At 62.2% G+C, this 13,273-nt stretch carries 11 protein-coding genes; 5 read left to right on the plus strand and 6 right to left on the minus strand.

Going from position 1 to position 13,273, the window contains the following annotated elements; all coding sequences use genetic code 11:
• The 3 genes from cax to VF647_24240 all read left to right on the plus strand — a co-directional run.
• The coding region (gene cax / locus VF647_24230) for a calcium/proton exchanger (GenBank protein ID HEX8455210.1) at positions 1 to 724 on the plus strand (724 nt) is incomplete at its 5' end.
• 516 nt (positions 725 to 1,240) lie between these two features.
• Positions 1,241 to 2,332 (plus strand): hypothetical protein, encoded by a 1,092-nt coding sequence (locus VF647_24235; GenBank protein ID HEX8455211.1) that lies wholly within the window; start codon positions 1,241 to 1,243, stop codon positions 2,330 to 2,332.
• A gap of 525 nt (positions 2,333 to 2,857) precedes the next feature.
• Positions 2,858 to 4,885, plus strand: a complete 2,028-nt coding sequence (locus tag VF647_24240; protein ID HEX8455212.1) for a hypothetical protein — start codon at positions 2,858 to 2,860, stop codon at positions 4,883 to 4,885.
• A 277-nt stretch (positions 4,886 to 5,162) separates the two neighbouring features.
• On the opposite strand, the gene VF647_24245 is transcribed toward VF647_24240, so the two are convergent.
• The 4 genes from VF647_24245 to VF647_24260 form a co-directional block, all read right to left on the minus strand.
• A complete protein-coding gene (locus tag VF647_24245; protein HEX8455213.1) occupies positions 5,163 to 5,627 on the minus strand; it encodes a type II TA system antitoxin MqsA family protein in 465 nt (154 codons plus the stop codon).
• Positions 5,624 to 5,956: a type II toxin-antitoxin system MqsR family toxin gene (locus tag VF647_24250; GenBank protein ID HEX8455214.1), complete on the minus strand. Its 333-nt coding sequence runs from the start codon at positions 5,954 to 5,956 to the stop codon at positions 5,624 to 5,626. Before VF647_24250 ends, VF647_24245 begins: the two co-directional genes overlap by 4 nt.
• A gap of 325 nt (positions 5,957 to 6,281) precedes the next feature.
• Positions 6,282 to 6,755, minus strand: a complete 474-nt coding sequence (locus VF647_24255) for a PEGA domain-containing protein (protein ID HEX8455215.1) — start codon at positions 6,753 to 6,755, stop codon at positions 6,282 to 6,284.
• A 384-nt stretch (positions 6,756 to 7,139) separates the two neighbouring features.
• Positions 7,140 to 7,826 carry a DUF6766 family protein gene (locus VF647_24260; GenBank protein ID HEX8455216.1) on the minus strand — a complete coding sequence of 229 codons (687 nt, stop codon included), beginning with the start codon at positions 7,824 to 7,826 and terminating at the stop codon, positions 7,140 to 7,142.
• A 189-nt stretch (positions 7,827 to 8,015) separates the two neighbouring features.
• Between VF647_24260 and VF647_24265 the strand changes: the two genes are divergently transcribed.
• A complete protein-coding gene (locus VF647_24265; protein HEX8455217.1) occupies positions 8,016 to 9,320 on the plus strand; it encodes a hypothetical protein in 1,305 nt (434 codons plus the stop codon).
• Here VF647_24265 and VF647_24270 read toward each other — a convergent pair.
• Positions 9,317 to 9,580 carry a hypothetical protein gene (locus tag VF647_24270; protein HEX8455218.1) on the minus strand — a complete coding sequence of 88 codons (264 nt, stop codon included), beginning with the start codon at positions 9,578 to 9,580 and terminating at the stop codon, positions 9,317 to 9,319. The genes VF647_24265 and VF647_24270 overlap by 4 nt on opposite strands.
• Before the next feature lie 154 nt (positions 9,581 to 9,734).
• Between VF647_24270 and VF647_24275 the strand changes: the two genes are divergently transcribed.
• The gene (locus tag VF647_24275; protein HEX8455219.1) at positions 9,735 to 10,376 is read left to right on the plus strand and encodes a hypothetical protein; all 642 of its coding nucleotides are present in this window, start codon (positions 9,735 to 9,737) and stop codon (positions 10,374 to 10,376) included.
• A 753-nt stretch (positions 10,377 to 11,129) separates the two neighbouring features.
• On the opposite strand, the gene VF647_24280 is transcribed toward VF647_24275, so the two are convergent.
• Positions 11,130 to 13,226, minus strand: a complete 2,097-nt coding sequence (locus tag VF647_24280; protein HEX8455220.1) for a GNAT family N-acetyltransferase — start codon at positions 13,224 to 13,226, stop codon at positions 11,130 to 11,132.
• Positions 13,227 to 13,273 lie beyond the last annotated feature (47 nt).

Genomic DNA, 13,273 nt, shown 5'->3' on the forward strand with positions numbered 1-13,273 from the left:
GGTGCTGAGCGCGGTGGGGCTGGTGGTGCCGGCCGTCTTCCACATGCTGGTGGGGAACACGGCGCGCGCCGCCGAGCGCAACCTGTCGTTCGAGATCTCGGTGGTGCTGATGCTCACCTACGTGGCGTCGCTCTTCTTCACCCTGCGCACGCACCGCCACCTGTACATGGGTGACGCGGGCGGCGCGGCGGAGCTGGAGCCCGGGCACCAGCACCCGCCGCTTGGGCGCTCCATCGGCAAGCTCCTGATCGCCACCGTGGGCGTGGCCGTCATGGCCGAGTTCCTGGTGGGCGCGGCGACGCACACCGCCGAGTCGCTGGGGTGGAGCGAGGTGTTCGTGGGCGTGATCGTGGTCGCCATCATCGGCAACGCGGCCGAGCACTCCACCGCCATCCTCATGGCCGCCAAGAACCGGATGGACGCCGCGATCAACATCGCCGTCGGCTCGTCGATCCAGGTGGCGCTCTTCGTGGCCCCGGTGCTGGTCTTCCTCAGCTACTTCATCGGCGGCAAGGGTCTCATGGACCTGATCTTCACCCCGCTGGAGGTGCTGGCGGTGGTGGCGTCGGCCGGGATCATGGCCTTCTGCTCCAACGACGGCGAGAGCCACTGGATGGAGGGCGTGCAGCTCCTGGCCGTGTACATCATCCTGGGCATCGCCTTCTTCTTCCTCCCCGTCCCCGAAGGCGCCGCCGCAGCCTCCGCCGCGACCGGCGGCCACTGAGCGCATCGGTTGGGCGGGAAGCGAGGGGCGGGCGCCGATGTCGGCGCCCGCCCTGTTGATTGCCGTCCTGTTTGTTGGAGCAGAATCCATCCCGCATCGGCGTCTACTGAAAGCAATACGGAGTAGCGGCGGTTGTCAGCTTAACTCCGGACTGTCAAATCGCTGCAGCGTAATGGAACGACACAGCATGGAACCGCTCTGTGACCACATCGTTTTCTCTGATCCGAGTGGGTTCCCCTGGACCGAGAACTCAGTGTTACCCTTGCTGCACGTCGCACATGTTCGCACCTTAGAATAGATGCGGTCCATGGGTTAGCTAAACGCCCGGTGCACCATCGCACTTGTATTCGCCGCATCAGGACAGGCTATATGAGTGTGCGGACCCTTCCCCCCCTGGATTGATTCTGTATGCGTCACGTCAAAGAACTGGTTCTCCGCCTCTACGGCGATCAGGGCTCAGATACTATTGACCGCCTAGCCTCACAGGTCGAGTATACAGCTGATCTTTGCATCCAGATGCTGGACCCCACGTCAGGCATCCAAGCGGTAATTCCGGAATGGGTCGAAGACATCTCGCTAGAGCATCGTGACTACGACGAGTTAATTCAAGTTAAGACTCGTGACGAGTCAGTGGGCTTCTGGACCATAGCTGATGTACTCCCAATCCTTTGCGCGCTTTACCACCGGAGACATGCGGTCGGGCGGCCTTGTCGTTTTCGTTTCGTTTCTGATGGTAGCGCCGACCCACGGCCAGCATCCGGACGCTCATATGGTTCACTATACCGACTCAAGGAACTACTACTCACCCTTGGGCAGGGTAATCCTCTGACCCCAGACGAGACGGCGTTGCTTGCCGAGTTGCGCGCACGTGTTTGCCCGCGGGTGATGGCGATCATGCTAGCTGAGTATCATGAGTCGCTGGGCGAACACGAAGCGTGGGAATTGTTGTTAAGCACCTACGTGGACACGAACTCGCCTGTACTGCGGGGGGATCCAGATTATGCGGCTCTTGATCGCGCGTTAGATCTCTACCGTCCAGGACTCCCAGCCCGAGGGATTGCTCAACTTAGGAATTTGTTTGATCGGCTCGTCAAGCTGATCTCCGATCGGGTGAGACAGGGTACTGACCGCGCAACACGGAAGATCGTGGCGGCGGATATAGGAGCGCTTCTTAGCCCCCTACCGGTACCTGAGTCGCTTCCGAGCCTCGATGCAGTCCCAGGTACAACGGTCCTCGAGAAAAAGCTGCACCTCGGTGGCTTTGATCCGACCATGAAGCCCACGTTCAATCGAGAGTGGATGCACGCGAAAGGGGTAGTTCGCGAGATGGAGGTCCAGGGAGCTACACGCGAAATCACTCGATACACAACCGCAGCACTCAACCGTCACGGGCGCCTCCGGATGCGGCTCAGCCGGGAACTGCCTGAAACCAATGCGTTCGGCCCTGCGCTGTGGGAATCTCTCGATCAACCCCTTGCCGACCTTGCTCAACGTGAGCTCCCAGAAGCACTCCAGCACGATGAATCTTTTCGTATCGGAATTCTCTGGGATACGACCAATGACTGCGCGTCTTGGTGGCACCGCGCTCGAACCACCGTCAGCGAGTGAGCATCGTTGCGCCTGCGGACCCGGTTTTCCTGCACGCCGCGCGGTTGCTAATCCTAATCCGGTTTTGCGGGACCCCTCGTGCGGCGGGGCCCGCCCGGCGGCCCGGCGTCAAAGGTCGGACCTTACTTGCAAAGATCGACTTCTTCTTGCGTTATCCAGCGTACCTCGCGCGCGCTGCGCAGATTCGCCTCCGCATCAACGTTGGTGCGGCAGAACTCGGGTTGGATCGAATCGAAGATGCGAATACAGTCGAGTCCAGGATGGTCCGGTATCGCTACGGGCCGTGGGATCACGCCTACTACGTAACGCTCGCCTACCTGATAGGGAAGCGCTTGATCTCAGTTGAACTAGATGCCCGGGGCACAGAAACCTTCCGATTGACCCCGGACGGTTTTGCTGCCGCCGAGATGCTTGGGAAAGTCCCTTCCAACGGGGATCTTATTTTGAGGGCTCGTTTGATACAACGGGTGTTTCCGAGGGTGACGGGAACCCAACTTAAAGATTTTATATATAACCACCTCCCGGATGTGGTTCATCGAGACCTCGGCGCAACAATCTGAACTCATGCTCTCACCTGAACTCCGAATCAACCGAATCGTAGTTGAGGGTTCACTAGGCTTGGACCTCCGACTAAACTCTGGCCTCAATGTTGTTTACGCGGCTTCTGTCACCGAAGATCCAGTGCCATCGTTAGCGGAGAACTCAGATGAAGCCCGCTATACGAACAAAGCTGGAAAAACGGGGTTTGTTGAACTGATTCAGCACGGGCTCGGCGTACGACAAGAGAGCCGTGAAAACTTCCATTTTGCTCCGATCGCCACGAAGCTCCGCACGCTGTGGATAGAGGTCGAAACCAACGGTGAAGTAATGACCCTTGAGCGTTCGCTGCAGGAGATGGGGGCACGGCTAACGCTTCGAGATCGCCCGTACGCCAAAGGGATATCTTCCACACCTGGAGAAACCGTCGCGGTCGAGGAGGTTTCCGGCGTAATGCTCCAGCGCTTGCGTATTCCGGAGGTCATGGCACCCAAGGGAGATAAGGACGTTGAGCCTCTATCGTTTCCCAATTTGATGCGCGCCTTCATCCTTCATCAGCGGGATAGTTTTGGCGCGCTCATCGACAAGATGCCTCCAATTCGCCGAACGCATATAATCGGGTTCCTCACCGGCATCATTCCAGAAGCGTTCTTCCGCCGCGCCGCGGTGTTAGGTGATATCAAGACGCGCGCAGACACGCTCCGTTCGCGGTATGATGCTGTGATACGCTTTCTTGAATCAAGCGGTATCCCAGACGTGACGCTCGCGACCGAGCAGGTGAAGGAAACGCAACGAACCTTCGAAGCGACACGCGAGCGCCGAGCTGCTTTGCAAGACCGCATGCGCGCGGGAGAAAACGCCTCCGAAGAAGTGCGGGGGCGCCTCGAAGAACTAAGAGCCGAACTGCTTCGAATCGGTAGCAGAAGGAACGAACTTGAAAGGAGGCGAGTTGCGCTTATCCGGGAGGTCGAGCGGTTAACCGCATTATCAGCGTCCCTCAGGGCTGACTTGACCAAAGCGCGGCGGCTCCAGACGTCAGAGATGATACTGAGCACTGTTGACTTTCAAGATTGTCCCCGGTGCCTGCTTACGGTAACACCTGAGATGCGGCAGCGTGAAGACCATTCGCGATGTGCACTCTGCAATAGGCCGCTCCGGAACCATTCCGATGCTTCGCCTCGCTTTTTGGCGCGCACAGCTGATATCGCACTCCAAGCGGACGAGGCTGAGCGCGTTTTACGAGATGTCCGGGCGGAGATCGGCCGCACGGATGAATCGTTGGTGGAGCTGCGTGAGAAGGAGGGAGTGCTCGGGGCTGAGCTCGAAACTCAGTCTCGCAGCTTCGTCAGCCCGCTGCTTGACCAGTTCGTGCAAGTGTCAGCCGAAGTTGCGACGGCAGAGGCGAACTGGGTCACTGCACGTCGTGCGTTGGAAAGCCGAATCTCGGCAGAGCGCATTCGCGAACAATGGGAGGCGGCTCTGAACGAAGTGCAGGAACTGGAAGACAAAGTTGAAAGTGCCCGGGGCCGTGCGCGCGCACGTAGATCACGCTTACGCGAACTCTACCGAGAAATCCTCTACGCAGTGCGGTTTCCGGATCTGAAGTCGGTTACCATCGATCCTGTGACGTTAATGCCTAAGATCAATGGGAACTTGTATCGGCATTCCGGCGTGGCATTCACGGGATTGGCTGTGACCTGTTACCACCTCGCAATGCTCCGCCTGTCCTTAGAGGAGGAGACATTTTTCCCCCGGCTGCTGGTTATCGACTCGCCAGCGGTGGGCGACCTCAACGATCGCAATCACGACGACTTGCTCAATTACTTGGCATCGTTCCAAAAAGAAGCGGTTGACGACGTCGTTCGCCGGGGCGCTGACCCGGCTGATCTTCCCTGGCAGATAATCTTGACGACGCGGCGGATGACACCGGCTCTGGAACCCAGCACAGTGCTCACCATCAGCAATCATGAAAACGAGCGGCTCCTCACGCCGCGAATGATCCGCTATAGACGATAGCGATAGGTGAGGCGCCGAGCGCACGTAAGTCTTGGTGCTATTCATCCGTTAGATGCTCGCAAACTGGGGCCCGCCCTTGGCAATATCGCAATGAGCAGATCGGCTGATTGAAGACGGTGCAAGTCTGGAGCAGATCACGCGGAGGGGTAAGCTTAATCCCTTTGTACCGTTCGGGCTTATAGCGCCTAAGTTGGCCGCCGCCGCGAGGGGAGGAACTGCGGACCAGGGCGGGCGTCGATGCTGGCGCTCGCCCCTCGCTCCTTCTTCCTTCGGAGCTTCAAGGCGTGACCGGCCCAGATCCCACGACGCTCTCCCCGAAGTACCCGGTTCCGATCCTCACCCCCCGCTCCAGTGCGAGGTCGTGGAGAGCGTCGGGATGCTTCATGAGGACGCGCATCAGGGTGTCCGCAGTCGAGCTCTGCGTCACGGTGCCGCGCTCCCACCGTACTACCGTCTTAGGCCCGGTGCCGAGCAACTGCTCGAATTCGGCCTGCGAGATCCGGAGGCGTTCACGAAAGGCTTTCACCTCGCCGGTAGCGAGGAGGCCGTCTTCGCGCCTGACCTGGTCCGCCGCGAGCCGCTGCAGCGCGTCCGCCTGCTCAGGGAGAAAGAACGTCTCCCCGCACCCCGAGCACCTCATGAACTCGCCTTCCACCGTGACCGCGCGCTGGCCGAGCAGGACTTCGCGCGGCTCGCGGACCATCTGCGCCTCACTGTCGCAAACGTGGCATCGTTCGGTCATGGCGACGTATCTCGCTTGAAGGAGAGGATGATCGCGAGCCGAGGCTCGCCTGTGCGAGGGTCGCGGCTCAGGTCGAACTTGATGTACAACGGAATGCCCTCGTACCGAACCCTGTACACGTCCTGCATCGCGCCAGGCGACTTGCTGCTTGGCATCGTCTTCTGGGCGTGCGCGGGGGTCAGGAGCGCAACCACCTCGCGGATATCGTGCTGATCCAGGCCGAGTACGGTATACTCGGATGGGTCCTCATAAACCCGGTAACGCATCCGCGCCACCAGATACTGAATCGTCGCGAGGTCGTGAGTGGATCTCGCACGACTAGAACCCATCGCTTGACCTGTGGTAGCAGCGTGCTACTACCCGCTTGGTTAGTATACCCATATTTCAGCGGAATTCCTAGAGGTGCGCCCGTCCTCGAGAGAACGGGTGCGTTCTCGTGGAATCGGATCGCGGAGCCGGGCCTCGCCCGTGGGGGATGGAAGTACGCGCGGGTTGGAGCGGGGGTCAAGCGGTGGTGGAAAACCGGTTCATCACGTGGCGCGGTGCGGGCTTACGGCGCCCCGAACAGGCCAGACGCGCGTCCTCAGGGCCGCAAGAATGAGGGGCGGGCGCCGGTGTCGGCGCCCGCCCTTTCGTTCTTCCCCACCGCGGAGCCTACCGCAGGACGGCGTCGCGGAGGATGCGCTGGGTATCGATCAGCTCCGAGACCGGTGTGCCGAGCCGGAGCGCGGCGAGCTGTTGCGGGGTGAGCTGCCCCTGCGCCACCGGCTGCTGCGCGAGCTGCACGTTCACTTCCTTGGTGGAGAGGACGTACCAGCTGCCCGTCGCGGCGTCCACCACGATCGGCAGGAGGCCGCCGAGCACGTCGAGGATCACGTAGGTAGGTGACACCTGTCGCGTGATCTCGTAGTTCGTGTCCGCGAACCCGGCCTTCCGGAACGTGATGGTGTAGTTCTTCCCCTTGGCGAGCTGGAGCGTGGCGGGCGTGATCCCCCGGTTGGTGCCGTCGATCCAGATCTCTGCACCGGCCGGGTTGCTGTTCATCGCGACGTTCGCGGGGCCGCCGTTGAAGAGTGCGCCGCAGGCAGTGAGCGCAAAGGTGGGGAGCAGCAAGGTGAGACGCTTCATGATGTCCTCCGAAAGATGTTGGGGCAGGGTGCCCCGGGGCAGGCGCGGCGGTGCGCCTGAATGCGAATGTCGATCAAGGTTGCGCAGTGGTGTCCATCTACGCAGTGGTCGGCTAGCGTCAGCCGATGCGTGTGTCAGAATGGATGGGGAGCGGGCGGGAAGGTGCCGGCAAGTTCAATCATCGGCCGGAGCAGCGGTTGTCCATTCAACGGTCGGACAGGGCCTGTTGAATTCCCAGGTGCCACGGACGCATGCGCGCGTCCTGGGTGCACAGGATCAGGTTTCGCGGCGGCAATAAGATGTATTTGCTCACCGATTGTCGTCAAGGGCTCTACAGAATCACGGAAGGGATTCTAGCGCGGGCGTGTGCGTGCCGGCTCGCTGTTATTCCTCGCCGGTCTGCTCGTGCCGCGCGTGGACGGGCTTGCTCTCGGGCGAGTGCTGCTGCCGGAGCCAGATGGAGAGGACCGCGATGGCGAAGACGGAGAGGAACTCGCTCTGCCAGTTCTGGAAGCTCTCGAACCAGAAGCGCGAGGTGGCGAGATAGCCGAGCGTGCTGGCTCCCGGCTCGCCGTGAGCGGCCTGCTCCGAGCTGTACTCCGCCGCGCCCGTGGCTGCGTGGCCCCAGAACGACGCCACGAAGAGGAGGAACAGCACGATCGAGAGCGAGTTCCTGTACAGCGCCAGCGCGATTCCGCCGCGGCGCACGGGCCACGGCGCGGTTGGATCGTTCCGGTGCAGCCGCGGGTCCTCGTCGCTGGGCTCCTCGCCGGCGCCCTCCTCGTCGCTCGGCTTCTTGCTCTCGGCCGAGCCGCGCTGCACCAGGAAGGCGGTGAGGAAGACGAACACCGCCATCTGCAGGAACTCCGATTCCCAGTTCTCCAGCGTCGCCTCGCCGAAGTGGCCGGTGCCAAAGTACTCCACCAGCGTCACGGGCTGCTCGCCGTGCGCTTCCTGGGCGCTGTTGTACTCCGCCCGCCCCGTCAGCACCTGCCCCACGAACGCAAACGCGAACAGCGTGATCGCCGCGAGGCTGAGGCTTCGGTCCCGTATCCATTTCGGCACGTTCACGGCTCCGGTATGTCGTGGACGCTGGCGCGGCAGGTGACCACTCCGCGTACCTGTGATCACATCAGCGGATCGTATGCCATTGTGTTCCAGCGGGCCGATCGTGTCGGGACTTGCGAAACGTGGCGAGCATCACGATTGTCCGCTAGTGTATTCTGGCAGGGCGCACTTCTTCAACCTTGTGGATCGATTATGGGTGACCGCGCGCGCGGAGATCGGCGCAAGGTGATTCCCCCGCCGCCGCTCCCGCGCCTGGCAGGGCTGGAGGCGTTGCGTGGGGTTGAAGACGCGCCCGGCCTGGAGCTGTGGTTGAGCGCGCGTCACGTTCACGATTGGCTGGACACGCCGGCGTCGAGTCGCGCAGGGTTGGTTCCTGATGCAACGAAGCCGGCCGGGCGCATCAGGCGAGCGGAGGCGCTGGAGATGGCACCCGAGCTCGCCACCGCACTGCACGTGCTGCGTTGTGCCGCGGCGGATCCGCTGGGGCTGGGCGCCGCGCAGCTTGCCGTGGCGTGCGCAGAGGCGGCGGAGTGGGCGGAGTCGCGCGGGGTGCTTCCACTGGCGGTCGCGCTCGCGGAGGCGGCGGCGAACGCCGAGCCCGAGGCGCCTGCCAGGGCCAATGTGGCCGCGCGGATCTGCCGTCGCGCTGCCGAGTGGGATCGGTCGGCGGCGTGGTACCAGCGTGCAATTGGGCTCGCGCGTCGCCAGCGCGATGCGCGTGAGTTCATTCGAGGGCAAGTGGGCTACGGGGCCTCGTTGTACAACCAGGGCCTGCTGAACCAGGCCCGTCCCCACCTTTCCGCCGCGGCATGGCGGTCGCGCCTGGCCGGGCTTCACGAACAGGCAGCGCACGCATGGCACGACCTTCTCCTGGTCTCGGCGGAGCTCGGGGCGTACGCGGAAGCCCAGGACTATGCACGAAGGGCGGCCACCGCGTACCCGCTCCACGCCCGCCGCCTTCCCTACCTGGCGGCCGATCTGGCGGTGACGCTGGTGTTCCAGCGGTACTACTCTTCCGCGCTGCCGCTCCTCGACGCGTTCGTAGCCAAGATCGAGGAGCCCGCCGAGCAGGTGCTGGCATTGAGCAACCGGGCGCATGCGGCTGCAGGCGTCGGCGACGTGAAGGGCTTTCAGGGGTTGGCCCCGCGAGTCCTCGATCTGGTAGAGGCGTACGAGGAGCACGCGCCGGCAGCTCTCGTGAACCTGGCTGCCGGCGCGTACGCGCTGAGCGACTGGGACTTAGGTGAACGCTGCGCCCGACTGGCAGTCGAGCGGGCCAAGGGGCGCAAGGATGGGGAGCCGGAGCGGCGTGCGCGCGAGCTGCTGGAGGCGATTGCATCGAGGACTCCGGCGCCCGGTGAGGCGCCGGTGCCCGCGGGAGCAACCGGCCGGCAGCTCCGGGATCTGATCCGCGAGTTGGTTGCCCGCCTCGCGCGGTGGACTCCAGACGCCCGGACCGCGCGACGCCGCGCCATTCCGGATGAGTCCGTGGCCTAGTTTCCGGAGCCGTACCCCATCCCGCCGCGCTCCAGCGTAGCCGAATCAGCCGCTTCAGTGGCCGTCGTCCCAGCCGGGTCGGCGGCCGACGTATTTGTGGATGTGTCGGTCGGAACGACGTTGCCCGAGCCATAGCCCATCCCTCCGTCGCGCGAGGGGAACGCCGGCGCGCGGGGGTCGGGCACGGTGGAGCCCTCGGTGCAGGCGGCGAGCGAGGCCGCAAAGAGGGAGGCGGCGATGGCGGCGCGAAGGTTCTTCATGGTCGTTTTCCTTGGCAGGGATTAGATGTGCGCCAGGTGGGCGCCGCCGAAGGATAAACACGACCATACACCAGCCGCCAGGATCGCAGACCATACGGAAGGCGCCACACCGTAGGTCTAGCACCCCTGGTCTACCGCGCCGTACTCTGCCAAGATGCCTACGCCGCGGAACCTTCACCCGATCGACGCAATCGTTCTGGAGTACTTCTGGAATCTGGAGGCCGCCGGCGCCGGGTACGAGCGCCGCGGCGTGCGGGGGTGGGCACGGCTCGAGGACGCACAGACCGCCACGGGCCATTCACTGGCCGTGCGTGTTCTTGCGGCGTACACCCGCGGGCTGCTGCAGCGTGAAGACGTGCGGCCGCCCGGCCATGTGCGCCCGCTTTGGGTTTACCGGATCACCCAGGCCGGGGCCGATCTCGTATCCGAAGCGGAAGGCGGTCACCAGGCGCAGGTTGCTACGCCGTCAGACGCTCCGGACATTTCGGTGTACGTTCCAGACGGGCCGCGGCTCGCCTTGGACGCCTTGCGCCGCATCATGCAAGAGCGCGTTCCGTGCAGGTGGATACCGGGCGAACTCGGGTGGATTCCCGCGGCCGAGCTACGCCGACGCGCCGAGCCCACGCCGGCCGCATGGTGGTTCCCGGAAGACTTGGGGTGGCTGGTGCGCGCGCGCCTGGCGGAACGTCGCGACGTGACAACCTCGGGACGGGCCGCGCCCGTAATCCTGTACCGCGCGTTGAAGGGGAGAGCGGCGCCACCCGTCATGAAGTGGCACGAGTCGCGGTCAGGATGAGATTGGACTGGGCGTTCTACGATGAGGAGCGTTGGCACTCACCCTTACGTTATCGAGCGCGGTGGGTAAGGTGCGCGAGGGACATGCGGACGTGGCGTAAGCAGGTCACGCGGTCTGCGCTGTTGCATCCGCTAGTTCCCGGAAGTTCGCAATCAACGGCCCGCCACCATTTCAGATAGCGGGCCAGTGTGTGCCCGTCGCCTCGGCATCAGTGATCCGGATAGCTGGCCCGTTGATAGATCAACAGGGGCATGGCTCCTGGCGCTCTGCTGAAACTCCGTAGCTAGACCGCCTCAGGCTCAGCGGCATCTCGCTGCCCTAGCAGAGAACCCAACATTGTGCTCGCCCATGCTCCCATGTTTCCGATGTATCGGAACGCTTGTGGAGGGTGAAAACTTGGACACTCCAGCCGGATTGCATCGAGCGAGTACGGTGTACAGGCCCTGTCACTTGAGCGGACAAAGATCGCGACTGCTTCATGCGCTCCGTCGAAATATGCATCGTACTCTTCGCGTGACAGACCGGCTCGATCGGCCACTTGGTCCCACAGGGAGTCGGGGCACGCACTCACGACCTTGTCCACCTCGAACGTTCCGATCACCGCACGCAACGGTGACGAGGCGTAAACCACTACTACAGAACCGTCGCGAGCTCCACGGGGGCGGGTCCGTCGCAACTCCACGGTTTTCCGCCCTTCTAGGATCTCCGTCGCGAACCTCGGCTTGATCGAGAGAAAAAGTGCGTCGTCCGGCATCAATCGGAGGTGTGAGTTGCGTTGGCAGCGCGGTAGAGATCGGCGAAGCAGCCGGCGGCGACGCGCACCGGCCCAGGAAACGTATTGCGTTTCATACCATGTGCAAAGAGGATACTCTGCACTTCTTGGAATGAGAGCGGAGTTGACAAGAGTTCCGTATGCGTGAATGAGAGACCTGCGATCAGCCCGTGCGGATCTCCCCCAGCCGCGGCGAGTATGTGCTTCCACTCGTACGCACCCAGGCGACGAAAACGGGAAAACAGCTCCTTCGCAGGTCCGCGAACCGCCTCATCCAACAATGAGACGGCCCGGAGAGCCCCCGTACCCATCAACCCTTTGCCACTGCTCACGTACCAGAGTATCCGCGCCGGAGCTTGGATGTGTGGCGGCCCCGCTGAACGATAGTAGACGTTTCTAAGGCTGAGTGCGAGGCGCGGGTCTGCCCCGAAGAGATCCTGATCGGCGAGGCGCTCATCAAACAGATGGGCAGCCCAATGAGGCTTGATCGGAACTATCCAGGTTTCCAACGACGACTCCGCGACGCGTGCAGGCCACAGCAATTTTTCAAGCCGCGCAACGGTATGGGCATCAATGCGACCACTTCCAGGAGCGAGAATCGATGCGGCGCTATCGAGCACGCGGTCTGACTCCCGGCTACGGATGGCTTCTAGCACCTGTTCGCGCGTTCCGCATACAGTTAACACGTGCTTTCGCCAGAGCCCATCAACGTCTACGAACCCGATTTGTCGGAGAGCCGAGTCCGCGGACGAGTGCAGAACCGGTTCCGTTATCTCCACAATTCGCCGCCGCTCTCGCGCAGCCTGCGCAACTGTTTGCCAGAGGACGTAATGTGCCAGCCCATCGGCGACGGCTCCATTCGCAATCCTGAAGAGGGGAACGCAAATGCGATCTTCCTGGGACCTGTCCCACACAAACAGCGCATCCTGACGTCCGTCCGGCTGTGAGATCACACAGGTCTGTTTTGAACGGGGATCGGACAACGCGGAGGCCACGGCCGCCTCAAAAGCACCTTTGGGTTCACGACGCGAGAAGTTCTGGAACCGGCGACTCAGCGCCTGGATTTCTGAGCCACCGATCCGAGCGACCGAAGACAAACATCCCGCGACCCGCGCGGGCACGTACTCAGCTTGTCTAAGATGTGCGTCTAATCGAACGACCAGATCGAGGGGTTTGAGTATGAGCAGGCCGTAGCGCGCCTCGATATCCTTTGCTCTCCCCAGTTGCTTTTCATCAAATGTGACAAAGAATGCGGCTTCAGAAGCGATGGCTTTTGCCAAATGACGATGATCAGATTCATCGCTCACAGACATCTTCGCAGGAAAAAAATGTCGGATCTCGCTGAGAACTCGCTCTGCTTCTTCGGCGCCCGGTGTGAGTTGCTTGAACGTGTTCAAGAAGGCTCGACGACGCGACCGCTCGTGGGCGTCCGACGCGCGGCCGATTTCATTGAGCATCTCATCGGCAATACACAGTTCGATCTCCGAGCTGAGCCAATCAGCCGAGAGTGATCCTACCTGACGACGGTCTGGTTGATCTTGAAGATCGAAGACGACGTTCGCGTCAAGCACTGCGGAAGGACGTAGATTTGGATCTTCGCCCGCGGCGATCGTGAAGAGGTCCGGTGCGCCATAGGAGTAATACCAATCCGTGAGCAAAGAGCCAGCTTTGCTTCGCCCCGGCCTTTCCCTGGCATGAATGAAGCCCAGCCGCGGCCATAATGACGAAGCGGGAAAGTCCCGCCGACAGCTCAGGCGGGCACCGTGACACTCGTTCGTCTGGGCGCGCATCGCGTCGAAGAGAGTCCGCGCGAGTCCTCTCCCCTGGTAAGTAGCGTCAACGCAGAGATGCACGATCGTCGTGTGCTCACGTGAAACTCTATATAGGAGATAGGCGCATACGTCACCCTCGGCTGTCACGGCCGCGATTATTCTGCCCTTTTCGAGTGCATCGCGGTATGCTCCTCCTGGGAATTGACCGAGATATCGCGAATAGCGCTTCCCAAGAGTGATAACTGAGGGAAGGAGGTTTGAATCACGTGGAAGGGTCCCGATGACGGGCTGACGAGAATCGAGCATGGAAGCAGAATCTGCGAGATTGTGCGGACGTGAAATGACATTCGGGG

This window comes from Longimicrobium sp., assembly GCA_036387335.1.
Taxonomy (GTDB): Bacteria; Gemmatimonadota; Gemmatimonadetes; order Longimicrobiales; family Longimicrobiaceae; genus Longimicrobium.